Origin of the sequence: Bradyrhizobium sp. AZCC 1588 (genome assembly GCF_036924735.1) — a bacterium.
Lineage (GTDB): Bacteria > Pseudomonadota > Alphaproteobacteria > Rhizobiales > Xanthobacteraceae > Bradyrhizobium.
Window position 1 is genome coordinate 6,734,809 of record NZ_JAZHSC010000001.1, and the last position, 26,880, is coordinate 6,761,688.

The 26,880-nt window shown below is 60.9% G+C and carries 17 protein-coding genes, 1 tRNA gene and 6 pseudogenes; 12 read left to right on the forward strand and 12 right to left on the reverse strand.

Translation table 11 applies throughout. From position 1 onward, the window contains the following. Window positions 1-38 precede the first annotated feature (38 nt). Window positions 39-2,732, forward strand: coding sequence for a bifunctional acetate--CoA ligase family protein/GNAT family N-acetyltransferase (locus V1277_RS31420; protein ID WP_334419599.1), 2,694 nt, complete (start codon window positions 39-41; stop codon window positions 2,730-2,732). 67 nt (window positions 2,733-2,799) lie between these two features. On the opposite strand, the pseudogene V1277_RS31425 reads toward V1277_RS31420, so the two are convergent. After that, window positions 2,800-3,030, reverse strand: a pseudogene (locus V1277_RS31425) (universal stress protein); the annotation flags it as partial. Between the two features lie 13 nt (window positions 3,031-3,043). Between V1277_RS31425 and V1277_RS31430 the strand changes: the two are divergent. After that, a pseudogene (locus V1277_RS31430) lies at window positions 3,044-3,597 on the forward strand (HAD-IC family P-type ATPase); the annotation flags it as partial. Beyond that, a pseudogene (gene ccoS / locus V1277_RS31435) lies at window positions 3,597-3,783 on the forward strand (cbb3-type cytochrome oxidase assembly protein CcoS). The pseudogenes V1277_RS31430 and ccoS, both read left to right, overlap by 1 nt. A gap of 207 nt (window positions 3,784-3,990) precedes the next feature. On the opposite strand, the gene V1277_RS31440 reads toward ccoS, so the two are convergent. The 4 genes and pseudogenes from V1277_RS31440 to V1277_RS35125 all read right to left on the reverse strand — a co-directional run. Beyond that, window positions 3,991-4,302: an H-NS histone family protein gene (locus V1277_RS31440; RefSeq protein ID WP_334375385.1), complete on the reverse strand. Its 312-nt coding sequence runs from the start codon at window positions 4,300-4,302 to the stop codon at window positions 3,991-3,993. Window positions 4,303-4,409: 107 nt separating this feature from the next. Further along, a pseudogene (locus tag V1277_RS35120) lies at window positions 4,410-4,508 on the reverse strand (PEPxxWA-CTERM sorting domain-containing protein); the annotation flags it as partial. Window positions 4,509-5,241: 733 nt separating this feature from the next. Beyond that, complete coding sequence (locus V1277_RS31450; protein ID WP_334419603.1) at window positions 5,242-6,015, reverse strand: FkbM family methyltransferase; 774 nt, start codon at window positions 6,013-6,015, stop codon at window positions 5,242-5,244. A 281-nt stretch (window positions 6,016-6,296) separates the two neighbouring features. Then, window positions 6,297-6,401: pseudogene (locus V1277_RS35125) on the reverse strand (PEPxxWA-CTERM sorting domain-containing protein); the annotation flags it as partial. Window positions 6,402-7,708: 1,307 nt separating this feature from the next. On the opposite strand from V1277_RS35125, the pseudogene V1277_RS35130 reads away from it, so the two are divergent. Then, window positions 7,709-8,374, forward strand: a pseudogene (locus tag V1277_RS35130) (helix-turn-helix domain-containing protein); the annotation flags it as partial. Window positions 8,375-8,680: 306 nt separating this feature from the next. Here the strand turns inward: V1277_RS35130 and V1277_RS35135 are convergent. The 3 genes from V1277_RS35135 to V1277_RS31470 form a co-directional block, all read right to left on the reverse strand. After that, a complete protein-coding gene (locus V1277_RS35135; RefSeq protein WP_442894542.1) occupies window positions 8,681-9,391 on the reverse strand; it encodes a PEP-CTERM sorting domain-containing protein in 711 nt (236 codons plus the stop codon). A gap of 118 nt (window positions 9,392-9,509) precedes the next feature. Further along, window positions 9,510-10,178, reverse strand: a complete 669-nt coding sequence (locus V1277_RS31465) for a PEPxxWA-CTERM sorting domain-containing protein (protein ID WP_334419606.1) — start codon at window positions 10,176-10,178, stop codon at window positions 9,510-9,512. A gap of 764 nt (window positions 10,179-10,942) precedes the next feature. Next, window positions 10,943-11,032, reverse strand: a tRNA-Ser gene (locus V1277_RS31470). Window positions 11,033-12,020: 988 nt separating this feature from the next. Between V1277_RS31470 and V1277_RS31475 the strand changes: the two genes are divergently transcribed. Further along, window positions 12,021-12,890 carry a septal ring lytic transglycosylase RlpA family protein gene (locus V1277_RS31475; RefSeq protein WP_334419607.1) on the forward strand — a complete coding sequence of 290 codons (870 nt, stop codon included), beginning with the start codon at window positions 12,021-12,023 and terminating at the stop codon, window positions 12,888-12,890. A gap of 83 nt (window positions 12,891-12,973) precedes the next feature. Here V1277_RS31475 and V1277_RS31480 read toward each other — a convergent pair whose 3' ends face one another. Then, window positions 12,974-13,918: an alpha/beta fold hydrolase gene (locus V1277_RS31480; protein WP_334419608.1), complete on the reverse strand. Its 945-nt coding sequence runs from the start codon at window positions 13,916-13,918 to the stop codon at window positions 12,974-12,976. Between the two features lie 231 nt (window positions 13,919-14,149). Between V1277_RS31480 and V1277_RS31485 the strand changes: the two genes are divergently transcribed. Genes V1277_RS31485 through V1277_RS31515 form a run of 7 tightly spaced genes read left to right on the forward strand, consistent with a single transcriptional unit; the run spans window position 14,150 to window position 21,359 of the window. Next, window positions 14,150-15,346, forward strand: a complete 1,197-nt coding sequence (locus V1277_RS31485; protein WP_334420502.1) for a D-alanyl-D-alanine carboxypeptidase family protein — start codon at window positions 14,150-14,152, stop codon at window positions 15,344-15,346. Window positions 15,347-15,348: 2 nt separating this feature from the next. Further along, window positions 15,349-16,035, forward strand: coding sequence for a dTMP kinase (gene tmk, locus V1277_RS31490; RefSeq protein WP_334419609.1), 687 nt, complete (start codon window positions 15,349-15,351; stop codon window positions 16,033-16,035). Further along, window positions 16,032-17,072 carry a DNA polymerase III subunit delta' gene (locus V1277_RS31495; RefSeq protein WP_334419610.1) on the forward strand — a complete coding sequence of 347 codons (1,041 nt, stop codon included), beginning with the start codon at window positions 16,032-16,034 and terminating at the stop codon, window positions 17,070-17,072. The genes tmk and V1277_RS31495 overlap by 4 nt, the downstream gene beginning before the upstream one ends. Before the next feature lie 52 nt (window positions 17,073-17,124). Then, complete coding sequence (metG, locus tag V1277_RS31500; RefSeq protein ID WP_334419611.1) at window positions 17,125-19,080, forward strand: methionine--tRNA ligase; 1,956 nt, start codon at window positions 17,125-17,127, stop codon at window positions 19,078-19,080. A gap of 14 nt (window positions 19,081-19,094) precedes the next feature. Beyond that, window positions 19,095-19,886 (forward strand): TatD family hydrolase, encoded by a 792-nt coding sequence (locus tag V1277_RS31505; RefSeq protein ID WP_334420503.1) that lies wholly within the window; start codon window positions 19,095-19,097, stop codon window positions 19,884-19,886. Then, window positions 19,883-20,689, forward strand: a complete 807-nt coding sequence (locus tag V1277_RS31510) for an MBL fold metallo-hydrolase (protein ID WP_334419612.1) — start codon at window positions 19,883-19,885, stop codon at window positions 20,687-20,689. The genes V1277_RS31505 and V1277_RS31510 overlap by 4 nt, the downstream gene beginning before the upstream one ends. A gap of 43 nt (window positions 20,690-20,732) precedes the next feature. Next, window positions 20,733-21,359, forward strand: a complete 627-nt coding sequence (locus V1277_RS31515; protein ID WP_334419613.1) for an antibiotic biosynthesis monooxygenase family protein — start codon at window positions 20,733-20,735, stop codon at window positions 21,357-21,359. A 92-nt stretch (window positions 21,360-21,451) separates the two neighbouring features. Here the strand turns inward: V1277_RS31515 and V1277_RS31520 are convergent, their stop codons facing one another. Genes V1277_RS31520 through V1277_RS31530 form a run of 3 tightly spaced genes read right to left on the reverse strand, consistent with a single transcriptional unit; the run spans window position 21,452 to window position 26,069 of the window. Beyond that, window positions 21,452-23,101 (reverse strand): acyl-CoA synthetase, encoded by a 1,650-nt coding sequence (locus V1277_RS31520; protein ID WP_334419615.1) that lies wholly within the window; start codon window positions 23,099-23,101, stop codon window positions 21,452-21,454. Between the two features lie 30 nt (window positions 23,102-23,131). After that, on the reverse strand, window positions 23,132-25,030 hold the full coding sequence (locus V1277_RS31525; RefSeq protein ID WP_334419616.1) for a TRAP transporter large permease: 1,899 nt from the start codon (window positions 25,028-25,030) through the stop codon (window positions 23,132-23,134). A 19-nt stretch (window positions 25,031-25,049) separates the two neighbouring features. After that, on the reverse strand, window positions 25,050-26,069 hold the full coding sequence (locus V1277_RS31530) for a TRAP transporter substrate-binding protein (RefSeq protein ID WP_334375436.1): 1,020 nt from the start codon (window positions 26,067-26,069) through the stop codon (window positions 25,050-25,052). Window positions 26,070-26,880 lie beyond the last annotated feature (811 nt).

Here is a 26,880-nt window from a genome sequence, read left to right on the forward strand (position 1 = left end):
GGCTCACAGTAGGCGCGACCTGCCGGTACTGGAGAACGATGTCCACCTATCGTCTGAGAAATTTGCTTTCGCCGCATTCCGTCGCATTGGTAGGGGCCAGCCCGCGCCACGGCTCGGTAGGCCGCGCCATCCTCAACAATATTCGCAAGGCCCAGTTCAAGGGCGAATTCGGCCTCGTCAATCTGCGCTATCACGAGATCGATGGCGTCGCGACTGCAGACAGCATCGCAAAACTGTCTTTTGCGCCGGAACTCGTTGTCCTCACTGCGCCTGCCCATACCATCGCCGGCCTGATAGATGAGGCGGGTCGGCGCGGCGCGGCCGGCGCCGTCATTGTCAGTGCTGGGCTCGGCCACGGTCCGGGCTCGCTCGCGGAAGCAGCGGAGCGAGCCGCGCAAAAATATGGCATGCGGCTGATCGGCCCGAATTGCCTTGGCATCATGATGCCCGGCGTCAGTCTCAATGCGAGCTTTTCCGCACATATGCCGGCCGCGGGCCATCTAGCGCTCATCTCGCAGTCCGGCGCCATTGCCGCCGGCATGGTGGATTGGGCGGCACAGCGGGCCGTCGGATTTTCCGGCATCGTTTCGATCGGTGACCAGCTCGATGTCGATATCGCCGATCTGCTCGATTACTTCGCGCTGGATGAAAAGACCCACGCCATCCTGCTCTACATCGAGGCGATCAAAGATGCCCGCAAGTTCATGTCGGCCGCACGCGCCGCCGCCAGAATAAAGCCGGTCGTGGTCGTCAAGTCAGGCCGCATGGCGCAAGGCGCGCGGGCCGCTGCAACCCATACCGGAGCGCTGGCCGGGGCTGATGCCGTCTACGACGCTGCATTTGCGCGCGCCGGCATCCTGCGCGTATCGGATCTGCGCGAATTGTTCGACTGCGCCGAGACGCTCGGGCGGGTCAAATCGCCGCCTGGAAAGCGGCTTGCGATTCTGACCAATGGCGGCGGCATCGGCGTGCTGGCGGTTGACCGGCTGGTCGAGCTCGGCGGTATTCCTGCGGCTCTCTCGTCGGCGATCCGCGAGAAGCTGGACGCGGTTTTGCCGCCGACATGGTCGAAATCGAACCCGGTCGATATCGTCGGCGATGCCGATCCCGCGCGCTATGCCGCAGCACTCGAGGCGTTGCTGGCCGATCCCGAAAACGACGCCGTGCTGGTGATGAACGTGCAGACGGCGATTGCGCGCGCCGACGAAATCGCCGTGGCCGTGACCGGCGTGGTGCAGAAAGATCGCGCCGGGCAGCGCACGGCGCCGAAGCCCGTTCTCGCGGTCTGGGTCGGCGCGGAGCCGTCGATCGGCGATCTCTTGAGCGGGGCCGGCATTCCGAACCATCCGACCGAAGACGACGCCGTGCGCGGCTTCATGCATCTGGTCCGCCATCGCGAGGTGGTGGAAGCGCTGGCGCAGGTTCCGCCCGCTATGCCGAGCGAATTCGCTCCCGATATCAATGCAGCGCGGCAGATCGTTGCCGCGGCGCTGGCCGACGGCCGTTCATGGCTCGATCCGATCGAGGTCAAGCGGCTCCTTGACGCTTACGATATCGCGGCCGTCCCTACATTTGCCGCCACCGATGCCGAAGAGGCGGTCGCGCATGCGAATGCGATCTTTGCGCAGGGGGCGACCGTCGTGCTCAAGATCATGTCGCGGGACATCGTCCACAAATCCGATGTTGGCGGCGTGGTGCTCAATCTCACCAGCGCCGATGCGGTGCGCAAGGCGACCAGCGAGATTCTTGCGCGGGCAAGATCGCTGCGGCCGGAGGCGCGCATATCGGGCGTGATGGTGCAGGCGATGGTGGTGCGGGCGAAGGCGCGCGAGCTCATTCTCGGCCTCGCCGACGATCCGACGTTTGGTACTGTCGTCGTGTTCGGCCGTGGCGGAACGGCAGTCGAGATCATCAATGACAAGGCGCTGGCGCTGCCGCCGCTCGACCTGCAACTGGCGCGCAGCCTGATCGAACGTACCCGTGTCTCGCGGTTATTGCGCGCCTATCGCGACGTGCCGGCGGTGAAGCAGGACGCAGTCGCAATGGTTCTGGTCAAGCTGGCGCAAATGGCCGCCGACATACCCGATATCCGTGGGCTCGACATCAATCCGCTGCTGGCGGATGAGGCGGGCGTGCTGGCGGTCGATGCGCGGGTTGTAATCGGGCGCGTGGAACGAAAGTTTCGTGGCTCGGGCCCTGCGAATTTTGCCGTGCGGCCTTATCCCTCGCAATGGCAGCGTCACATCGAGGTCAAGGACAGCTGGCGCGTGTTCGTCCGTCCGATCCGGCCCGAGGACGAGCCGGCGATCCACGAGATGCTGAAACACGTTACGATGCAGGATCTGCGGCTCCGGTTCTTTGCACCGATGAAGGAATTTTCCCATGAATTCATCGCCCGCCTGACCCAGCTCGACTACGCCCGGGCGATGGCCTTCGTCGCCTTCGACGAGGCGACCAACGAACTGGTCGGGGTGGTCAGAATCCATTCGGATTCGATCTATGAGAGCGGCGAATACGCGATCCTGCTCCGATCCGATCTCAAGGGCAGGGGGCTCGGCTGGGCCCTGATGCAGATGATCATCGAGTATGCAAAGTCCGAAGGATTGAAGGCGATTTCCGGCGACGTGCTGACCGAAAACACGGTGATGCTGGCGATGTGCCGCAGCCTCGGCTTCGAGGTGAAGTCGGACCCGCAGGAGCACGATATCTGCAACGTCAGGCTGAAGCTTTAGTTGTCGTCAGCGCACTGGCATGCGCCTTTACGCCGCCGTGTGCGGGATCGACCACTGCGGTTGGCCATCAGTGCGAAAACAGGATCGGGAGCGGCGGCTTCGACAGCAGGGTCTTGGTGGCACCGCCGAGGATGAACTCGCGCCATCGCGAATGTCCATAGGCGCCCATCACGAGAACGTCGACCCGATGTGATGCCGTATAGGCTTCGAGCACCTCGCCGATCGGCCGGCCGTCGGCGTCGACCTTGTCGAGCACGACGTCGATGCCGTGTCGCGCCAGGTTTTTTGCCCACGGCGAGACGCGGCACGTCTTCGCCGTGCGCCAGCGCCTGCGCCCCGATGCGGCGGCCGCCATTGCCACGCTTCTCAAGACCGGGATTGAAGTCGAGATTCTGTCCGGCGATCGCGAGCCAGCCGTACGCTATGCGGCCGAACAGCTCGGTATTCATGAATGGCGCGCGGCCGTCACGCCGGCGGACAAGATTGCCCGCATCGAGGAATTGAAGCGGCAGGGCGTCAAGGTCCTGATGGTCGGCGATGGCATGAACGACGCGCCGGCGCTCGCAGCCGCGCACGTCTCGATGTCACCGGTCAGCGCGACCCATTTGAGCCAGGCGACCGCCGATCTGGTATTCCTCGGCGATCGCCTTGCACCCGTCGTCGCGGCCATCGGCTTCGCGCGGAAAGCGCTGCGGTTGATGCGGCAGAATCTTTGGCTGGCAGCAGGCTACAACCTATTTGCCGTGCCGCTCGCAATCGCAGGCCTCGCCACGCCGCTGGCGCTGCCGCCGCCATGTCGGGTTCGTCATTGCTGGTGATCTTGAATGCGCTGCGCGCGCATCGCGCCGCCAGGGAGTTTTGCTGATGGAAGTTTTGGTATTCCTCGTGCCGCTGGCACTGACGCTCGGCGCCATCGGCCTGATGGGTTTCCTCTGGTCGCTCAAGAACGGCCAATACGACGATCTCGAAGGGGCCGGCTGGCGCGCGAATTGCTGATGATGAGCCGGGTGCGGAGGAGAGGGTGGCTTCGACGGGGAGCGGGCCTCGCTAGGGCGCTATGACGGTCCGATGACGAGTTCGCGGTGCCCGCGTGGCGAGGCCCGTCAAACCAGTTCTGATCGTCGATAGGCGGCAAATCCCAGGCTTGCGAAAAGATCGCCGCGACTCGAGATTAGGTCGCTAGCGGGTCATCCTGCCGGTCGATCACGAGCCACGGAAATGAAAAAGACCGCGTCCCAAGAGGATCTGTGGCAGCAAGCTATTGAATCCTAAATTCATCGAGCGTTCTTCCAGCGGCAATTAGTTTGGTGAGCCAGCGCGGCGCTTTGCCCCGTCCGGACCACGTCTCTGACGGATTATCGGGGTTTCGAAACTTTGCCTCTACCTTCGGGTATGTACGGCGCTGCGGATTTGCCGGCGAAAATTCCCTAACCCTGCGAGCGAGCTGATCGAGCCTCTGTTCGAGTTTCGTCTTCTCATACTCGATCTTGTCACTCAGGATTTCGCCGATCCTTTCGTGCAGCTCCCAGAGGTCGTCGAGCGACATCTGCTTTAGTTTGCTGTCTCTCATGTCTCCCCCAGCAAGGAGCGTGAAAGCTGATTTGGACTAACTGAATGTCTTATAAGGAAACGCCGCCCTGAGGCGGCGGCGCTTCACCAAGAAACTGATCCGCGGCCTTAGCCCAGAGCGGTCGCCTGGCGCTTCCGCCGATAGGTCATGTAGCCAACACCCGCAAAACCAAGGATCATCAGTGCCCAGGTGGAAGGCTCCGGGACGGCGGTTAGCACGACCTCATCAAGAAGATTGCCTTGCTGATTGGAAGGCCCCGACTCCGAGAACAGGAGCTGGCCCGAAACACCGGTGAAGGTGAGAGTGTATTGGTTATACACGTTCTCAGTTGGCGTAATCGAATACGACTGGCCGCCCAGGCTGACAGTCGTCGTCTGCTGCGGTTGACCGCGCTGATTGCCCGATAGGAAGAAGGTCAATACGTAGTTGCCCAAACCAAAACTGGCGACAGACTGCAGTTGTCCGGCGGGGTTGTTGCCGCTGCCGGTGGATCCATCCAGGTCCACCGAGTTGCCTGAATACGCCAAATGGCCGAAGAATCCCGGTCCGACCAAGTCGACGGAGGGGAGCCCCGGCACGTTACCGGGCTGGGGAATAGACTGGAAGATGCCATCACCGGCCCAATTCCCTTGGGCAACGGAGCTGTCAAAATTGTCCTGAAGGACGATGTTTGCCGAGGAAGTCTGAATTGTTGCCACAAGCGCGGCGGCTGCAATTAAAGGCGTCCAAATCTTCATGAAAGTACCCCTTTATTAATCTATCATTTATTGCGCATTTGTCGAAACTAGGCAAGCTGGAAAATTAAATAGACAATAAATTCCCTCCCGTATTTCGGTTTCGAGCCGTCCGTGATCTTCCGGGCGGTCGCATCGATCACGAGCCCCTCGGGAGTTGAACTCCGCCGCGCGAACAACGTGGACTTGGCGCGTCAAGAAGTGCTCAGCTATGATCGTTGAGCACGTACCAATCGTCGAACATTGTCAGGCGCTCCAGGACGCGCTGATAGCCTTTGGAGGTCAGAAGCCGAAAGATATCATCGCGGAAGGCTCGGTAGTTGTGCTCGACGGTGATGATCTTGAATTTGCGTCGGGAGAAGTTGAAGGCGCGCAATATCTGCAGCTCGGATCCTTCGGTGTCGATCGAGAGATAGTCGATCAGCTCAGGCGCTTTGTGTTGCTCTAAGAGGTTATCCAGCGATACCGTTTCGACCGCGTATTCCCTCGATTGCGCCTGGTCGGCGTGCGGCCGGAACGAGGCGATCGTTGAGAGCTCCGGCTCGGGATTTTCCGAAAAGGTGAGAGTTTTACCGGTTTCAGTCCATACGCAGCGCAGGTCGATAATGCATCGCCGATTATTTTTGAGCCGCTCATGCGAGTTTCGGCCCGGCTCAGCGACAATGCCGCGCCAACCGTAATTTCGCTCGAGCAGGACCGTATTGGACAAGAAGTCGCCGTCAGCCGCGCCGAATTCGACGAAGTAGCCGTTTCGTTTCTCTTCGAGGGTCTGCAGGACGAACAGGTCTTGGAAGATCTGTGACTTTGAGATCGACAGATTTTCCAGCGCGTAGCGAAAGAAACGCGTCTCCGACTTGTCCCGCGTCGGATCGTTGCGCTGTTCGGCTAGCATTTCCAGCACCTGCAGCGGCAGCGACGGCTGTTTTCGCCGGATCTCGTAGCCGGCCTTTTCAATAAAGGTCTTAAGAAGGCTTTTCATTATCCCCCCTTGAAAAACCTAAAGGCTAGCTCAGCTTGATTTGCCGGGCTAGGCGCTTTCGGGGGAGCAGGTTTCAACCCAGCCTCGCGATGTTGGTTTATAGCGAGAACTTCAACCTGAACGACCTTCCGAGGACATCATCGTACCTCCGAAGCCGCGGCGACGCGGCACAAACGCAAGCTTTTTCAGGCTCTGCATCTGGCGGCCGCGATCAGGCACCCAAAACAAAAAGACCGCCCGAAGGCGGTCTCTCGGAATTCTGATCGGTGCTGGCTGGTTGATCACGCTGCGGTAGGAGCGACCTGAATACGCCTGCGGTAGGCGAGGTAGCCAACACCAGCGAAGCCAAGGATCATCATGGCCCACGTGGACGGCTCTGGTACCGCAGAGATGTTGGCCGTCACGAACTGCGTATTATCGAAATTGTTTGAATCCCAATAATAGAGTTTGAGTTCGCCGTTCGCATTAGCCATACCTGCGAACGATGTTCCAATTTCGAAGAAGTCACCGGATCCTATTTTGCCTACCAATGTGCCATAGGCCGCGCTGAGACCACCCTGAGTCCAAATCCCAAAGTCAGCTCCGATTTGCGTCCCCGCCACTTCACCACTTTCATCGGTTCCAGTTGCGAAGCGATTCCCAGTTAATCCGTCCGCGTTCGACCAGCGTGGCAGGGGACCGGCGTTCCAAAGGTCATTGATATCAACATTCACGGTAAATGCCTGACCGATAGTCAGGAAGAAGCCCGTTGAGCTGCCGACGCCGCCCGAGCTGCTGTTTGCAAACGCCTCCACCACAACGGCTTGGGCAGAGGTGGAAGCACCGGCAAGCCCCGCAAACATCGCGCACGCCAACAAAGCTCGCTTGAATCTCGACTTGATCATAAGCACCCCCATTTAATTCATTAGACTAAAATTACTGGTCGGCCCGAGGATTCGTAAATTAAATAGATTATTACAGTTTATTAATCATTGGTCAATGCAGTGCGGCTGTGAACGTCCCTTGTCGCTGGGGCGCTGGCGTGCCGGCATATCAGCTTGCACTCAAAACGGACACCAGATAGCCGCGACTCAGGCTCTGCATCTGCCGGCGCAATCCCGCACGGAAAACAAAAAGACCGCCCGAAGGCGGTCTCTCTCCATTCTGTTGGCACAGCCCTAAAATGCAGGTCGGGCCGGGACCTGCGTGACCGACCCGGACGTTCCTTGCCCGCTGCGCCGCTGCGCACGACGTCGCGCCTCCGCTTCCTTCAATCTGCCAGGCAAAGTGAATAGAGCCTCCAGCAATTCCACGGTGAAGTCCTGAATGTCGAGAGCGTCGGCTTGACCTAATGGCGCGTTATATAACCCCATCGTTGGCATCCTCCCGGACAGCATCAGCTAGTGCTTCAACTTCCTTAGGCAGCAGGTCATTTGCGACGAGCCAAGCCAAGCGCGGCTTCAGGTTGAAGGGCTTGCGCTTGTCCGCTGGAGGTCCCCCAGGGCTGAATTCATTTTGTCCTTTGAGATCTGGTCGATTATTTTGCGGAACATCGCACCGGATGCGTTCCAAGCTCCTATTGGGATACACTGCGATGCTTCTTCGAAAATCAACTTAAGATCTGGAGGGACGTGTGAGCGGCCCGAGACATAGGTGACGAAACGTACCGGACACATGGGTTACACTTTCCGCTTTTGTTCTGCGGGAGGTGTGGATGCCGTGGAAAGCGAGTTCGGTAATGGAAGAGCGCCTTCGCTTTGTCGCCCGGCTTCTGGACGGGGAAGCCATGACCGAGGTCTGCCGGGAGTTCGGCATATCCCGCAAGACCGGCTACAAGATTTTCGATCGCTACAAGGAGCACGGGCTCGAGGCGTTGAGCGACCGCTCCAGGCGGCCGGTCCGTTTTGCCAACCAGCTCCCGCAACAGGTCGAGATCCTGATTGTCCGGCTGAAGAGCGAGAAGCCACACTGGGGCGCTCGCAAGATTCGCGAACTGCTGGTGCGTCGCCTCGACGGCGACATCAAGGTTCCCGCCAAAAGCACCATTCACGCGGTGCTCGACCGCCACGGCCTGGTCAAGCGCGGCGGCGGGCCGCGCCACCGTGCGCGCGGCACGCCGCTGTCGCAGGGCACGCTTCCCAATGACCTGTGGTGCGCCGACTTCAAGGGCGAGTTCAAGCTTGGCAATGGCCGATACTGTTATCCGCTGACCGTCACCGACCATGCCTCGCGCTTCCTGCTTCTCTGCGAAGCGCTCGATTCTACGCGTGAAGAGCCTGCCATTGTGGCCTTCGAGCGGCTGTTCCGCGATCGCGGCCTGCCGCTTGCCATCCGCTCCGACGGGCGACGTGCTGCGGCGCCTGGCTGTGATCCGCACGGCCGACAACAAGCTGATGCGGGACGGCTTCAAGAGCAAACCCGACGCGGCGCATTACATCGCCACGAACCTCATGGCGCGTCAGGTAGCTTAATGGCGAGCGAGGGGATGTGCGTGGCAGCTGGGGCTGGTGTATCCGGCTCCAGCACCATCCTTGGCGCTCATCGCGTGGAAGATCACCTGATGGACCTATGGCGAGCTGACAGATGCCCAGCGTTGAGCCGAGAGCAGCGGGTGAGCATGATAAAGGCTGACGCGTCGCCGGCACGATGGAGCGGCCGGAAGTGGTCACGCTGGATGAATTTAAGATCAATTACGCGATCGGCGATAGGCGGCAAATCCGAGGCCCGCAAACCCGATCATCAGCATCGCCCATGTGGAAGGTTCGGGAGCTGGCGCCGCGTTGACGAAATAGCCATAGACGCCGCCACTGTCATCCAGGCCCGTTACTCTGACATATCCTCGGTGGTCGAAACCGGGAGGGTCCAAATTGACATAGACTCCGTTGCTACTGAAGAAGCCTCCGTATAGGCCGCCAAATCCAACAAATGCCCCCTGATTGTTGATCAGTTCGGGATAGTATTGAGTACCTAAAGAGATGAACTGACCGCTCTGAAAAAAGAACCCACTAAACCCAGCACCGGCTCCTTGGTCGACAATTCCGACGACTTGGCCTAGATCGTTGATCGCGTAGGGGATCGTCCACAGAGAGCCAAAGCCAAAAAGCGAGTAACTAGTGCCATCGTAAAAGAAAGCCTTAGAGGTACCGACGCAATTGCAGGTGCCTTGGTCGAAAGTCCCAACGAATTGCCCTAAAGTATTCGAGCCCGTGAAGTGGACGTTGCGAATATTTGTAAGTCCTGCAAAATCCGGAGGTGCTGGGAAGTTCGTGCTTTTTAACGGACTGATATAATATGCCGGGCCACCAACCGTGTAGCTGCCGTTCTGGTAGAAGAAAGTATCGGCATAGCTTGGCAATTCAGATGCTAACAGGCAGAACGCCACCAAAAACCATCTCATAAAATCAACTCCACTCAACAAAGCCCCATTCCACCTTCCCGCGCCGGTTGAGTCAATCAGGGACCGGCAACAAAAAGACCGCCCGAAGGCGGTCTCTGTATTCGCGATCGAGGCTTAATCAGGCGGCGAGTGCCGCGACCTTGCGACGCCGATAGGTCATGTAGCCAACGCCGGCAAAGCCGAGGATCATCATAGCCCAGGTGGAGGGTTCGGGAACGGCGGCCACCTGCGTCAAAGTAGTGAGGCGCCCCTGCAATTGTATTCCGAAGGAATCGAGGATAACTCGCGTGTCGCCGAAATCCGCAAGGTTAAACGAGGTTGGCAAGCTACTTGAGCTCAGCCCTTGGCTGGTCACATCTGAGAGGTAGATTCTCATCGATGTCATATAGGTGAGGCCTGTTACTGGGCTTGCGGTTATTTCGGAACTGCTTCCCACATTTATCTGAAAAACGTCATTCGCGAATGAAGAAAAGGGAGATTCGTTCTGCACGTAAACACTAGCGCCGCTAGCGCCTGTGTAAGATGCAGAGACCCCTTGAAACTGTACGGAGAAACTTACCAGCGCCGGATACAGTGCGCCGGATCCATCGACATTCGGAAAAACCGCCGTTGGCGCAACCGCTGCGTCGTAGGAAAATTCTCCAGAAAAAGCCGATCCAATCGGACTATTGTAATTGCTATACCCTTCAAAACTGACCACGCCAGTGAAACCATAGCTGACGATAGCCGCATTTGCAGGCGCAAGTGTCAGAAAAGACCCTAGAAGGGCGGTGAGCGCAATTTTCATAGTATCCCCCTTTATACAAAGGCGCATTTGTTTTGATAGTCGAAGCAATGTCAATGCTGGTGGGAGTTTCCTATGGAAAAGGCGCCCTTCGCCTTCAGCCCAGATTCTTCTGGCCTCTTATTCGGGCGAGCGCAGCAGACCTTACCTCACCCATTTGGGTGAGGTACTGTTCTGTTCTTTCCGCAAAACTACGGAGATCGTCAATTCACGGTTGGACCTAAGATCACGATCGCAGCAAACCGAAATTGCTCGATTCACTCCAGAACCTCATACTCGAACGCCACGCCTTCCGGGTCGTTCTCCTTAAACCAGGCTTCGGCAACATCTTGGCTCGCAGACGCCTTCGCCTGTACGACCAGCTCGGGCGCCTGGCCGAAGGGCTCGTCCGAACAATCCAGAGAGCATTGAAATGCCGGAGCCGCTCCACTGGTACGACGAGAAAGCCGATAGCTCGGAATGGATCAGAGCGCTCGCCGAACTGCGCCAGCGGGCCGCGCGTGAGGCTATTGCTACCAGCACGTCCAGGCGATCACCGTCGCGATCGATCAGTACGCGGAGAAGGCGCTAGGCAACCGCGATTACTTTCTCAACAAGCCCTACGGTGTCGGCTGACCTAGCCTGTGTCCCGTGGAAAGAGTCGAGCGAGTAGGCAGCGCACAAGAACGTATCCGCAGACTAGTATTGCCAACACAACAACGAATTGTACGTTGGATTGTACGTACTCATACACGACCCCAAAAATATCAACATTATCCAAATAGTTCTGGCGGAAGGGGTGGGATTCGAACCCACGGTACCCTTGCAGGCACGCCGGTTTTCAAGACCGGTGCCTTAAACCACTCGGCCACCCTTCCAGCTCTGGAATTTCAGTCGCTTAGCGTAGGGCTGGCTCGAACGCAATGCGAACATGGCCCCGATGTGCATCCCATCCCTCTATTTTGGAAGAAACCCAGCGGCGAGGGCGTTGCCTTTGGCTAGCCGCGTGCACATTGCGTGATGCACTTCATACGCGCCGGGAAATCATGGGTGCAGCATGGGCCGTAATGCGTTCGCCGGCGGTTCGTCGGGCGGATGCTAGTTCTGCCGGGATGACATCGTCTCGGTAGTGTTGCCGGTCGTTTGCTTAACCGAACGCAACGGCCAGCAGGCCGGAGCACAGCAGCACGAAGCTGGCAGTCGCCAGCGCAAGAAATCCGTTAGAGACAATGTCGTGGTTGCTCATCAGATACCTACCACACCAGATGCTCGTCCGAATTTACTAGACCTTTCCGATTCCCCGATCGGAACTACCGAGCCATTTCTCTCTGAAGCCGGGCGGCTACCGCCGCCGGCCTTCAAAACTCACGCTCTGGAACGATAGCCTTCAAACGCATGCGCAAGGAAAATGCCTGCGCTCACCAGGCCCATCAACGCTGTTACTGTCTCGATCATCGCACAAATCCTTTGCGCCCCTGCAACGCACAAGACGACTGCATCGTTGCACAGTCAAAAAGATTCACGGGCCAGAATCGCATATCGGTCGTGAGTGATGATTTGGTGCAACAGATTGTCTGAAAGCGGCACAGGAAGGCTATGACGAAGGGCGCATACACTGTGAATCGAAGCGTTGCGCCCAGTTCGACGGGGCGCGAAGCAACCATTCATTCACCACGCGGGACCAGACCCCATTTCCGCCGTGTTCGGGTTGCGATATCTTCATCATGTGATGCGGAGGTGGGCCGCATCGTGGGGTAAGGCCGCAACGCTTCGACATAGGCAGTCGGCCGCTAGAAATGGTAGTTGGGGTGATGGGGATTCGACGGCCAACAACAATCGTTCTGGCAGTTCGTGGTTACTGTTGCCATGGCAACATGCCTTGTCCTTGCCAATTGTGCCTCGTCGGACAAATTCGCCAGGCGGATCGATCCCAAATATGGCGTCTCCTCCAGCCCCCGCGTGGTGGCGTTCGGAGAGGCCGTGCCGAAGGGCGGGGGAACTTACCGTATCGGCAAGCCCTACACCGTCGCGGGCCGGGTCTACGTGCCGGAAGAGGACCCGAACTATCGCGCCGAGGGAATGGCTTCCTGGTATGGCGACGATTTCCACGGCCGGTTGACCGCCAATGGCGAGGTTTTCGATATGACCTCGCTGACGGCGGCCCATCCGACCCTGCCGATCCCGAGCTATGCCCGCGTTACCAATGTCCGGAACGGCAAGTCGCTGATCGTCCGCGTCAATGACCGCGGTCCGTACCACGGCAACCGCCTCATCGACGTCTCGAACAAGGCGGCGGAACTGCTAGATTTCAAAGCAAATGGTGTCGCTCGGGTGCGGGTTGAATATGTCGGCCGGGCCCCGCTTGAGGGTTCCGACGACCGCCAGCTCCTGGCGACGCTGCGGACCGGCGAGCCCGCGCCGTCCCCGGCTACGGTCCGGGTCGCCTCGGCCCGCCCGTTTGTTCCAGAGATGCCGTCGTCCGCGGGCCGAATCCGGGGCGAGGTGCCGATGCCGGAGGGACGGCCCTATAGCCTCGGCAATACCTCGGCGGACTATGCCTCGATCAACGCGACCTCGGAAATGTCGGCCTCCGGCCGCTCGCGCGGCCGTGCCGCAGAAAATCCGCGCGCCGTGTCCTACGAGAACGAGGCCAGCTATGTGGCACCACGCCAGGCTTACCTGCCGGTCGATCCACGCGGTCCGAGCGAAGTCCTCAGCGGGCGGGGGCTGTACTAGATTAGCGTCTTCAAGCGAAAGCCTGCCCCGGACTTGATCCGGGGTGGCGCCCGGTTCACGTCAAGAAAACGCGTCAGATATAGCTACTCCTTCAGGAAGGCGATCAGGGCCGCGTTGACCTCATCGGGCCGCTCCTGCTGAATCCAGTGACCAGCCCCGTCGAGTATGAGCTTTTGCCGCAAGTTCGGCAGCACGCGCCCCATCTCGTTGACCAGCTTGGCGCCGATCAGCCCGGTGATGACGCCATCCTTCGATCCCGCGATGAACAGCGACGGCTGGTGGATTTGCGCGCCCTGCCAGGCTGCGGTCAGTTCCCAATTGCGGTCGATATTGCGGTACCAATTCAGTCCGCCGCGAAAGCCGGACTCCTGATAGACGGCCGCGAAATAGGCGAGGTCGGCCTCGGTCAGCCAGCCCGGCAACGGCCGATTAGGATCGGCGCCAGCGAGAAATCCCTTGCCCTCCTGAACAAATTGGTGGGCCGCCGGATCAGAGAACCCGCGCCCGGCCAGCACGATTCGCATGGTCGCTGCGACATCGCGCTCGAACTCGGCCTCTGCCACGCCCGGCGCCTGAAAATACTGCCAGTAGAAATTGGTGATGCCGTTGTTTCGCAAGGTCTCCAGCGGCAGGCCGCGTCCGCGAGAGGGGGGCGGAACACTGAGGCCCGCCACCTTGGTAAAGATATCGGGCCGGAACATCGCCGCGTGCCAGGCGACCGGCGCGCCCCAATCATGGCCGACAATAACGGCCTGCTTTTCGCCAAGTGCCGCCACCAGCGCAACCATGTCGCCGACATTGTGGAAGATGGTGTAGGCGCCGACGTCCGCCGGCGCGCTGGTCCGGCCAAACCCGCGCATATCGGGGGCTACGACATGGAAACCGGCTTCCGCGATGGCTCCGACCTGGTGCCGCCAAGAGTAGGATAACTCGGGCCAGCCATGGCAGAGCAGCACCAGCGGCCCCTGGCCCTGTTCGAAAACGAAGAAGTCGAGCCCGTTGACGGAAATAGTGCGTGAGGTTGGCATCGCGTTTCCGCCCTGTTTTTCGTATCTTGTCCGGAAATTGCAGCATCGCAACGATACGTTTCTTCGTTCGGCACCGCAATCAGATCGACACGGCCACAAGTCCAAAAACCTGTGTTGTTTGCGATACTTCCAACTGTTAGAACGCACGGATTCAGGACATCGCCGATGGCAGCAGAGACTTCCGTTTCCCGTAAATCCGACACGGCGGCCATCATCCCGTGGCGCGGCCTGATGGCCGCTGTCTTCGCGCTCTCGGTCGGCTGGGGCGGCATCGTGTATGCCGCCAACAACAGCGTGCAAGGCGCTCCGAAGAAGGACGATGGCGGCTTCGATGGCGATGCGCCGACCGCGATCCTGATCGAGGCTTCCAGCGGCAGCGTGCTGTTCGAGAAGAACGCCGACGAATTGCGCGCACCGTCCAGCATGATGAAGCTGATGACGGTGGAGGTGGTGTTCGACGCCATCAAGCAGGGCAAGGTCAAACCGACAGACGAATATCGGATCAGCGAGAACGCCTGGCGCAAGGGCGGCGCGCCGGCCGGCGGCTCGACCATGTTTGCCATTCTCAACAGTAAGGTGTCGGTGGACGACCTGCTGAAGGGCGCGATCATCCAGAGCGGCAACGATTCCTGCATGGCGCTTGCCGAAGGCATGGCTGGCAACGAGCGGATTTTTGCCGCCGACTTCATGACCAAACGGGCGCGCGAACTCGGCCTGACGAAATCGACCTTCGGAAACTCCAGCGGGCTGCCGGACCCTGCCAACAAGATGACGGTTCGCGAGCTGGCCAAACTCGCCCGCCACCTGATCCTGGCCTATCCCGACATGTACAAATTGTTCGGCGAGAGAGAATTCACCTGGAACAAGATTCGGCAGCAGAACCGCAATCCGCTGCTGAACACGCTAAATGGCGCCGACGGGCTGAAGACCGGCTACACCAAGGAGGGCGGCTACGGCATGGTCGGCTCCGCCGTGCAGAACGACACGAGGCTGATTGTCGCGATCAACGGACTAGAGGATTCCGACGATCGTGCCTCAGAGGCCAAGAAGATGCTGGAATGGGGTTTTCGCAATTTCGAGACGCGCACGCTGTTCGCGGCCAACCAGCAGGTCGGCTATGCCAAGGTGTTTGGCGGCGAAAGCCGCTCGGTGAAGCTTGCCAGCCCCGAGCCGATCAAGGTGATGGTGCCGAAGAACGGAAGCGAGAAACTGATCGCACGGATCGTTTACAAGGGCCCGGTCCAGGCGCCGATCCAATCCGGCCAGCAGGTCGGCGTCGTCAAGGTGTGGCGCGGCGCCAATATCGCCGTGGAGGCACCGGTCTATGCCGCTGAAGCGATCGGCACCGGTTCGACCGTGCGTCGTGCAATCGACGGGGTCAGCGAGCTCGTCATCGGCGTGTTCCGCGCGAGCGCAGAGAAGCTCTGAGCATGACCCAGGCAACGCTGCAGCGGCCTTCCGGACGCGGGAAGTTCATTACGTTTGAAGGCGGCGAGGGCTCGGGCAAGTCCACGCAGATCAAGAAACTCGCCGAGCGCCTTGCCGCGGCAAAGCTGCGTACCATCGTCACCCGCGAGCCGGGCGGCTCGCCGGGGGCGGAAATCATGCGGCATCTCGTGTTGTCGGGAATGGGCAAGCTGCTGGGACCGGACGCCGAGACGTTGCTGTTCGCCGCCGCGCGCGACGATCACGTTCGCACCGTCATCCAGCCCGCACTCAGCCAGGGAACATGGGTGCTGTGCGACCGCTTCTCGGATTCGACCCGCGCCTACCAGGGAAGCCTGGGCCAGGTCTCTCCGCTCGTGCTCAACGCCATGCAGCGCGTCACCATCGGTGATCTGAAGCCGGACCTCACCATCATTCTGGACATCCCGGTTGAAGTTGGTTTGCAGCGCGCGGCGGCTCGCCGCGGCAGCGGCGTGCCTGACCGGTTCGAGTCGGAAGACCTGCAATTCCATCAGGACCTGCGCAACGCCTACAAGCAAATCGCCGCCGAAGACCCGCAGCGCTGCGTGCTGATCGACGCCAATGCCGATGCCGACACAGTCGCTGCCCGCGTCTGGACGGCGCTGCGCGAGCATGTGTTCGCGGTCCCGAGCCCGGCGGGGACGGCATGAGCGCGCGCAAGGTCGAGCAGGAGACGGCGGTCAAACATCCTCGCGAAACGGCCGATCTGTTCGGTCACCGCGAGGCGGAGACGGCCTTGCTGAATGCCTATCGCAGCGGCCGCATTCCGCATGCCTGGCTGATCGGCGGCCCACAGGGCATCGGCAAGGCGACGCTGGCCTATCGTATGGCCCGCTTCGTGCTTGCCAATCCCAATCCATTGCTGCCTTCGGTGCAGCGCGCCGAGACGCTGGCGCTCGATCCGGGTGATCCGGTCGCGCGCCAGATCACGGCCGGCGCCCATGGTGGCCTGCTGGTGCTGGAACGAGGCCTCAACGATCGCGGCGTGATGCGGACCGTCATCACCGTGGATGAGACGCGGGAGACGATTTCGTTTTTCGGCTCGACCGCGGCGGTCGACGGCTGGCGCGTATGTATTGTCGACACCGTCGACGAGCTCAATCCAAATGCCGCGAACGCGCTGCTCAAGATCCTCGAGGAGCCGCCGCACCGATCGCTGTTTCTGCTCGTCAGCCATTCGCCGGCGCGGGCCCTGCCCACGATCCTGTCCCGTTGCCGCAAGCTGCCGCTGCGGCCGCTTGCGACCGGCGACGTCGTGCGCGCGGCGGCGCGAGCCGCCGACATCGCACCCGATGATGCCGCGCTGTCGGAAGCTGCCGACGCGTCGGAGGGGAGCGTGTCCCGCGCACTGACGCTGCTCGGCGGCGACGCGCTGAAGCTGCAGCAGCGCGTCGCGGCGCTGCTGGCGACGCTGCCGCAGGTCGATCCGCGCGAGCTGCATGCGCTTGGCGATGCGCTGGGCACCAGCGACCGGGTGGCGCTGGCTGCTTTCATCGACGGCATCGATCGCTGGATCGGCGAAAAGCTGCGCGTCGACGATGCCAATGCAAATCTGCCCCGCCTTGCACGGCTGGCGGAGGTATGGGAAAAGATCATCCGCGCCGCGCGCGACACCGAAGCGTACAATTTGGAGCGAAAACCGCTGGTTTTCTCGGTGTTCGGGATGCTCGCGGACGCGACGCGGTAACCCTCCGCCGGATATCAATTCCGACAATCTATGAGCAGTAAAGGAATTCGTGGTGGCGACGGCTGCAAAGAAAGCTTCGAAAAAGCGCAAGGCGAAGAAGGTTCGCAAATCGCCGCCCGCTAGCGCCGGCAAGAAGGCGGCGGCGAAGAAGCGTGCGGCCAGGAAAGGCGCGACGAAGAGCAAGCGCGTCGTGAAGAAGGGCGGCAAGGCTTCGAAAAAGGCCGCAAAGAAGGCTTCGAAGAAAGCGGCGAATAAGTCGACAAAAAAAGCTGCCAAGAAAGCTGTCAAGAAAACTGTCAAAAGATCGGCGAAGAAATCCGTTACGAAAACTCCGTCGAAGAAGCGCACGGTAACGCCGCAGGAAGTGAGGCCTGCCGTTCAAGCGGCGCCGGTCGCAGAAATTCCGAAGCCCGTCGCGCCACGCACAAAGCCGGCTCCCGTCGCCAGGCCGGCAGCGCCCGCCGAACGCGATACCTACTTCATTACGACCGCGATCGCCTATCCGAACGGCATTCCGCATATCGGCCACGCCTATGAGGCGATTGCGACCGATGCGCTCGCGCGGTTTCAGCGGCTCAACGGCAAGGATGTCTTTTTCCTCACGGGCACCGACGAGCACGGCCTCAAGATGGTGCAAACCGCTGAAGCCGAAGGAATGGACGTCGCTGAATTGGCCGCGCGCAATGCCGGCCGGTTCAAGGAGATGGACGAGCGCCTCAACGTCTCGTTCGACCGCTTCATCCGCACCACGGAGCCTGACCATCATCGCTCGGTTCAGGTGGTCTGGGATCGGATGCAGCAGAATGGCGATATCTATATCGATACCTATTCCGGCTGGTATTCGGTGCGCGACGAAGCCTATTACGCCGAGGAGGAAACCGTCCTCGGCGAGGATAATGTGCGCCGTGGCCCGCAGGGCTCGCCGGTCGAGTGGGTCGAGGAGAAGAGCTACTTCTTCAAGCTATCCGCATATCAGGATCGCTTGCTGCAGCTCTACGAAAGCCAGCCGGATTTCATCGGCCCGGATTCACGCCGCAACGAGGTCATCAGTTTCGTAAAGAGCGGTCTGAAGGATCTCTCCATCTCGCGCACGACGTTCGACTGGGGCGTCAAGGTGCCGAACGATCCCGAGCACGTGATGTATGTCTGGGTCGATGCACTGACCAACTACATCACTGGCGTTGGCTTTCCCGACGAGAGCGATCCGAACTGGCGCTACTGGCCGGCGGACGTGCACGTCATCGGCAAGGACATTATTCGCTTCCACGCGGTGTACTGGCCGGCGTTCCTGATGTCGGCCGGCATTCCCGTGCAGAAGCGGGTTTACGCGCACGGCTTCCTGTTCAGCAGGGGCGAGAAGATGTCAAAGTCGGTCGGCAACGTCGTCGATCCCTTTAATCTGGCCGATCAGTATGGCGTCGATCAGATGCGCTATTTCTTCCTGCGCGAGGTGCCGTTCGGACAGGACGGCAACTACAGCCATGAAGCCATCGTCGCGCGCATCAACGCCGACCTCGCCAACGATCTCGGCAATCTGGCGCAACGCTCGCTGTCGATGATCGCAAAGCAGCTTGGTGGTGTGCTGCCGGAGCCCGGTGAGTTCACCGATAACGACAAGGCGATCCTGGCGCAGGCCGACGCCATGCTCGAAACCTCGCGCACCGCGATGGCGACGCAACAGATCCATCAATGGCTGAACGCGGTGTGGGCCGTGGTGGCAGAGGCCAACCGCTACTTCGCGGGCGAGGCGCCCTGGGCGCTGGCCAAGACCGATCCTGACAGACAGAAAACCGTGCTGTACGTGACGGCGGAGGTGGTGCGTCAGGTCGCCATTCTGACGCAGCCGGTGATGCCGGATGCGTCGGCCAAGCTGCTGGATAGCCTCGGCATTCCCAACGAGAAACAAGCGCGCGATTTCGCGGCACTTGCCACGCGGATTGAGCCGGGAACGACGCTGCCGCCGCCGGTCGGCGTATTTCCGCGCTACGTCGAACCAAAGGTGGATTGAGCCGTTTGCAAGCCATGCTCGTCGACAGCCACTGCCATCTCGACTTCCCGGATTTTGCCGAGGACCTCGACGCTATCGTCGCGCGCGCCGAGGCCGCCGGGATCGGCCGCATCGTCACGATTTCGACCCGGGTCAGGCGGCTCGGCGGGCTGCTCGCGATCGCCGAGCGGTTCCCCAACGTCTATTGCTCGGTCGGCACTCATCCGCATCAGGCCGATGAGGAAGACGGCATTCCCGCCAGTGAGCTGATCGAGCTGACGAAGCATCCGAAGGTCGTGGCCTTAGGGGAGGCGGGGCTCGACTATTTCTATGAGCACGGCTCCCGGGAGGCGCAGGAGCGCGGGTTTCGCGCGCATATCGCGGCGGCGCGAGCCACTGGATTGCCGCTGGTGATCCATACGCGCGAAGCCGACGAGGATTGCGGCCGTATCCTCGAAGACGAAGTGGCAAAGGGGCCGTTCCGGGCGGTGCTGCATTGCTACACCGGTGGGCGCGAGCTGGCGATGAAGGCAATTGCGTTGGGCCTGTCGATCTCGTTCACGGGCATTTTGACGTTCAAGAAGTCGGAAGCTTTGCGCGAGCTCGCCGCCGAACTCCCGGCCGACCGCATCATGGTCGAGACCGACTCGCCTTATCTGGCGCCCGGCAAGTTTCGTGGCAAACGCAACGAGCCGTCTTACGTGGTCGAAGTCGCCAAAGTGCTGGCGGAAACGCGTGGCGTCTCGCTGGAAGAGATTTCGCGGCAGACGACTGAAAACTTCTTCCGGCTGTTCTCGAAAGTGCCGGCGCCAAAGGTCGCGGCATGAAGTTGACGCTGACGATCCTCGGCTGCGGCTCTTCGGCCGGCGTACCACGTCCAGCACTCGGCTGGGGTGCCTGCGATCCCAGCAATCCGAAGAACCGTCGCCGCCGCTGCTCGCTGCTGGTCGAGCGCACGGGTGCCCACGGCACCACGCGGATCGTGATCGACACTTCGCCCGATCTGCGCGAGCAGTTGATCGATGCGGACGTCGATCACATCGACGCGGTGTTTCTGACGCATGAGCACGCCGACCAGACCCATGGCATCGACGATCTCCGATCGGTCGTGCTGCACCAGCGCCGCCGCATTCCCGTCTACTTCAACCAGTCGACCGCCAAAGACATCATGGCGCGGTTCTCCTATTGCTTCATCTCGCCGGAGGGGAGCGACTATCCGCCGATCCTGACGCGCCACGCGATCGAAGCCGGCGAGAGCCACACCACCGAGGGCAGGGGCGGCCCGCTGAAACTCTCTGCGTTCCTGGTTCAGCACGGCAAGATCCCCGCGCTAGGATTCCGCATCGGGACTGCCGCCTACACGCCCGATCTCCACGACATTCCCGAGGAGAGCTGGCCTGCGTTGCGAAACCTCGACCTCTGGATCGTCGACGGGCTGCGCTACGCCGGGCATCCCAGCCATTTCAGCGTCAACGACGCGCTTTCCTGGATCGAGCGCTTCAAGCCGAAGCAGGCTGTCATCACCAACATGCATTCCGACCTCGACTACGAGGTATTGCGCCAGAGCCTGCCGCCGGGCGTGATCCCGGCCTATGATGGCTTGCGGCTGACGCTGAACAGCGCAGGCTGAGTCTGCCGCGGCAAGTCTGCGCGCCGGACGCGGAGGGACGTCGATGATTGGTCTGTTCTTTGAAGTCCAGACAAGGCCCGGACACCGAGATCAATATCTCGATCTTGCGGCCTCGCTGAAGCCCGAGCTTGAAGCGATGGGCGGCTGTCTCTTCATCGATCGCTTCAGGAGTTTGACACGGGAGAACCTGCTGCTGTCCTATCAGATCTGGCAGGACGAGGGGGCCCTGACGGCGTGGCGAGCCCATGCTCACCATCACGACGTCCAGACAATCGGCCGCGAGAAGGTCTTTTCGGACTATCGCATCCGGGTCGCCCAGGTGATCCACGAAGCAAAGGCCGGCCAGCCGATCTGGCAACCCGAGCGGCGTACGCCTTACAACGATCCCGCAAGGCGCAAGCCGACTTATGTGCTGGCGGCGGAATCGAAGAACGCCACGCTTCCGGCAGAGACCGAATGGCGCCGTGACGCGTTCGAAAGCGTCTATCGTGAGGGGCACTTCGCGCATTTGATCGATCTGCCAAACGATCAAGCTGGCATCGAATTCGGCGTGAGCTTGTTTGCCGATCCGACAACACAGTACTTCCGCGTTTTCGAGGTCATGCGCGACTACGGCATGTTCGAACGCACGGAGGCGCCGCAGTACTACCGGCCGGCGGAACGATCGTAGGGTGGGCAAAGGCGCGTAAGCGCCGTGCCCACCATCGCTCGTCGAACTTCCCAAGCGTGGTGGGCACGCTTCGCTTTGCCCACCCTACGAAATTACGCCGATATCGCCTTTGCCGACTCCACCTGATTGCGCAGCATGAATTTCTGGATCTTGCCCGTGGACGTCTTCGGGATGACGCCAAACACCACGGCCTTCGGAGTCTTGAAGCCGGACAGATGGCTGCGGCAGAAGGCGATGATCTCGGCTTCCGTCGCCTTGGCGCCCTCCTTCAACTCGACGAAAGCGCAGGGCACTTCGCCCCATTTCGGGTCGGGCTTGGCAACCACGGCGGCAAACAGCACGGCCGGGTGCTTGTACAGGATGTCCTCGACCTCGACGGAGGAGATGTTCTCGCCGCCGGAGATGATGATGTCCTTGGAGCGGTCCTTGATGATGACGTAGCCATGCTCGTCGAGCACGCCGAGGTCGCCGGTGTGAAACCAGCCGCCGGCGAAGGCTTCCTGCGTCGCCTTCTCGTTCTTCAGATAGCCCTTCATCACGATATTGCCGCGGAACATGACCTCGCCGATGGTTTCGCCATCGCGCGGCACCTCCTGCATGGTCTGCGGGTCGATCACGGTGACGGCTTCCTCCAGCGGGTAGGGCACGCCCTGCCGGCGCTTCATCTGGGCGCGTTGGTCGGCGGGCAGTTCATCCCAGCCCGGCTGCTCAGCGCAGACGGAGGCGGGGCCGTAGACCTCGGTCAATCCATAGACATGCGTCAGGTTGATGCCGATGCTTTCGGCGCCCTCGAGCACGGCGACCGGAGGTGCTGCGCCCGCGATCAATCCGACCACGCGGCGCGCCTTGTCGCCCTTGGGCGCGCCGGGTGCGTTGATCAGCGTATTGTAGACGATCGGCGCACCGCACATGTGGGTGACGCCGTGTTTCTGGATCAGCTCGAAGATTTTTGCGGGATCGACCTTGCGCAGGCAGACATTGACGCCGGCGGCGGCAGCGACGGTCCACGGGAAACACCAGCCGTTGCAGTGGAACATCGGCAAGGTCCAGAGATACACCGGATGCTGGCCGAGATTGCCGGCCAGAATATTGCTGACAGCGTTGAGGTAGGCGCCGCGATGATGGGTCACGACGCCCTTGGGGTTGCCCGTGGTGCCCGAGGTATAGCTCAGCGCAATTGCGTCCCATTCATCGCCGGGAAGCCTTGCGACGAAGGCCGGATCGCCCGCCGCGACCGCCGCCTCGTACTCGATCTCGCCAATCCGCTTGCCGCCCGCAAACGCCACATCATCGACGTCGACGACGTACGGCTTTGATCCCTTCATCAGCGTCAGCGCTTCCGCAATCACACCGGCAAATTCAGGATCGACCAGGATGATTTTCGCGCCGCCATGGTCGAGCTGGAAGGCAATCGAGGGCGCGTCGAGCCGGATGTTCAGCGCGTTCAGCACGGCGCCCGCCATCGGTACGGCGAAATGCACCTCGTTCATCGCGGGTACGTTGGGCAACATCGCGGCAACCGTGTCGCCGACGCCAATACCCCGCGCGGCGAGCCAGGACGCAAAGCGCCGGCAGCGCGCATAGGTCTCGGCCCAGGTAAAGCTGCGGCCTTCATAGACCGTGCTGATGTGATCGGGATAAACGGCGGCGCTGCGGGCAAGGAAACTGAGCGGCGTCAGCGGCACGTAATTCGCCGGCGTCTTGTCCAATCCGATCGAATACTGGTTCTGGGCTGCGCTCATCGGCTGTGTCCCATCTACAAAGGTTTAACCTTACAAGAACCCGATGGAAATCCACGGGAAGATCGCCACGATAATCAGGCCGACCATCAGCGCCAACAGGTAACCCCAGATCGGCCGGATACCCTCGGCCGGGTCGACGCGCCCGATGGCGCAGGCCGCATAATAGCCCACTCCGAAGGGCGGCGCGAATAGCCCGATACCCATCGCAAGAATAACGATCATCGCGTAGTGGACCTCGTGGACGCCAACCGCACGGGCGATCGGAAACAATAACGGCCCAAACAGCACGATCGCCGGAATCCCCTCAAGCACGCTGCCCAGGATCACGAAGGCCACGATCGAGACCGCGATGAACGTCGCCGAGCCACCGGGCAGGCCGGTCATGGCGGCCGCCAGCGTCCGCGAAAAGCCGGACTGCGTGAGGCCCCAGGCCATGCCCGTGGCGCAGCCGATGATCAGCAAGATCGCGCCCGACAGGCACGCGGTCTCGACCAACATTGGCACGATCCGGCGCCAGTCGAAATTGCGGTAGATCAAGAGACCGTAAATCAGGTAACCGACGATAAAGGCATAGACGATGCCGATGGTGGAAACTTCGGTTGCGGTCGCAATGCCTTCGACCACGGCGTAGCGGATCACGAATGGCAGCGCGATGGCGGGCAGGGCGATGAGAAACGCGCGGACGACCTCATTGGCGCTCGCCCGCGTGACGTGCCGCAGATCTTCTTTCCGGTAACGCCACCACACCAGCGCCGACAGCGTGATCGCCAGCACCAGCCCGGGCAGCAGGCCGCCGGTGAACAGCGCCGCGATCGATACTCCCGTGACCGAGCCGATGGTGATCAGCACGAGGCTGGGCGGAATGGTCTCGGTTTGCGCGCCCGTGGCGGAGAGGAGGGCGACCAGATCGCCCGGCTTGGCGCCGCGGGCCTTCATCTCGGGAAACAGCACCGGCGCCACGGCAGCCATATCGGCGGCCTTGGAGCCCGAGATACCCGATACCAGATACATCGCGCCGACCAGCACGTAATGCAGCCCGCCGCGGACATGGCCGAGCAAGCTCGCCAGGAACGCCACCATGGCGCGCGCCATGCCGGTCATTTCGATCAGCAGCCCCAGGAACACGAACAGCGGCACCGACAAGAGGATGAGGTGGCTCATGCCCTCGTCCATGCGCCCGACCAGCACCATCAGCGGCGTGCCCGTGGTCAGCGCCAGATAGCCATAGGTCGCCAAGCCAAAGCCGAATGCAATCGGTACGCCGGCAAACACGCAGAAGCCGGCCACGCCGACAAAGAAGATGATCAGATTGAGGTTGCCGAGCGGTTTGAGCGAGCCCCTGAGCAGCCAGAATATCGCGATGACAAGTGCGACCGACAGGATCGCGCCCAGCACCGTACGAACGTTGCCGACGCGGGCCAGACGCAGGAAAGCAAACAGCGCCATCAGGGCAATGCCGACCGGTAGCGCCGCGGCGCGCCAGCTATTGAGGATCTGCAATGCCGGCGTGGTGATGTAGCTTTCCTCATAGGCGTATTCGTAGGCTGGCCAGGCAATCAGGATGAGAAACGCCAGGGCGGCTGCTGTCGCTACCAGATCGAGATAGGCGCGCATGGCAGGCTTCGCGTTGGCAACGACCGCCGTCATCCGCATGTGCTCGGCGCGGCGGAATGCTACGGCGGCGCCGAGCATGGCGAGCCACAGGAACAGGATTGAGGCCAGTTCGTCAGACCAGATCAGCGGCCGATGCAGCGCGTAGCGCGCCACCACGCCGGCAAACAGGATGACGATTTCGGCGACAACCAGCAGCGCAGCGGGAAGCTCGACCAGCATTCCCAGGGCGTGTTCGATGGAAGCCAGCAACGAACGGCGGCGAGGGGGCTGAGCCACCTCACCGCCAACCACTTCACTCAGTTCGGCATGAGCCACGACGGCCCCTCACATGCGCTTAGGACAGCTTGCCCACGGATTTCTCGAGCAGCTCCCAAGCCTGGTCGCCGTATTTACCTTTCCATTCCGCGTAGAAGCCGGCCGAGCGCAGCTTGTCGCGGAACGGCGTCACGTTGGGCTGGTTGAAGGTCAGGCCCTTGCCCGCCAGTTCCTGCTGCAGCCCGGCGTTCAGCTTGGCGACGTCCTCGCGCTCCTTGATGGCCGCCGCATTGATATTCTTGGCAACGATCGTCCTGACATCCTCAGGCAGCTTTTCCCAGGCGCGGCGGTTCGCCAGGAACCAGAAGCCGTCCCACATGTGGTTGGTCAGCGAACAGAACTTTTGCACTTCGTACAGTTTTGCGGTCGAGATGATCGCCAACGGATTTTCCTGGCCCTCGACGATCTTGGTCTGTAGCGCCGAATAAACCTCGCTGAAATTGATTGAGGCGGGCGCTGCATCGAACGCCTTGAACATCGAGGTCCAGAGCGGCGACACCGGTACCCGGATCTTGAAGCCCTTGAGGTCCTCCGGGCCGCTAATGGGCTTGGTCGACGACGTCGTCTGACGGAAGCCGTTATCCCAGATCTTGTCCATCACCACGAGGTTCGCCTTGGTGATTTCGCCGCGGATATAAGCACCCAGGCCACCGTCCATGGCCTTCCAGACCGTATCGTAATCCGGGAATGCGAAGCCGATGCCGCTGATGGACGCCGCCGGCACCAGCGTCGCCAGAATCAGTCCCGAGAGCGTGAAAAATTCCACGCCGCCGGACCTGATCTGGCTCAGCATGTCCGTATCGGAACCGAGCTGGTTGTTCGGGAAAATCTGCAGGTCGAACCGGCCCTTGGTCTCGGCTTTGATCGCCGCAGCCATTTCCTTGGCGCGGGCGTTCATCGGATGTCCATCCGGAAGATTATTGGCGTACTTGTAGGTAAATTCGGCGGTCTGGGCTCGCGCCACCAACGGCGCGCCAATGCCGCCCAAAACCGCTGACGCAGCGGATGCTTTGAGAAGCGTGCGTCGTGAAAAGCTCATCTCATTCTCCCTTGAGAGTTATTGTTCTTGAGGTCCGAAACACGAACCTGCGGTCCACGGGATCATCAGCGATCGCCGCGCTCGCGCGCTTATTGCAGCGTCAGCAGATGTCGGCAATAGGAATGGCCGGGACGCAGCAGATCAGGAGGGTCATGGCCGACAAAGGCGAGCCGTTTCGGCGCCGGAGCTGACTAGATTTGCCAACATATCCGTCTAAATATCTGATCTAATTGTAGATATAAATATTCCATAATATACCTTATGCGAATTCCGGGTATGAGGTGCGCGGCCCGCTGTCGTTTCTGTCGCGTTCATCACAATCCTGCACTTCGTTTACGGGGTTCCTGCACTGCCCCTAAGAGTCGCGCCCGCACGGCTCCTTTGATCGGATACGGGCGGCATGCGCCGACTTAATATGAGGGAAGAAGATTGGGCTCAGGTTTGGCTGGGTCGATCGTGCCACGTGTGGATGAGTCAATTCAGTCCATCGCAATGCGTTTGGCACCCTGCGCTTTGGTCACAGCAGCCGAACTTCTGCGATACGGGTTGAACCATGCAGCTGGCCTCACCTCGTTGCCGACGGACAAAAATGCGGTGCTCCGGCTTGGAGAACTCGGCGGGTTCGACCCAACCGAGATGATGAGCCGGGCTATCTTACCGGGCCATCTCGGGTACTTGGTTTTTGAATGAGAGGTCCCAGAGGATTGGGTGAGCTTCGCAGTTCGCCGGCTCGCCCCCGGCGTTCTGCGCGAGGATGGGGACACTCCTTACCATCGCCTGAGTTGGCAGCTGACTGCACTTGATTGCGACG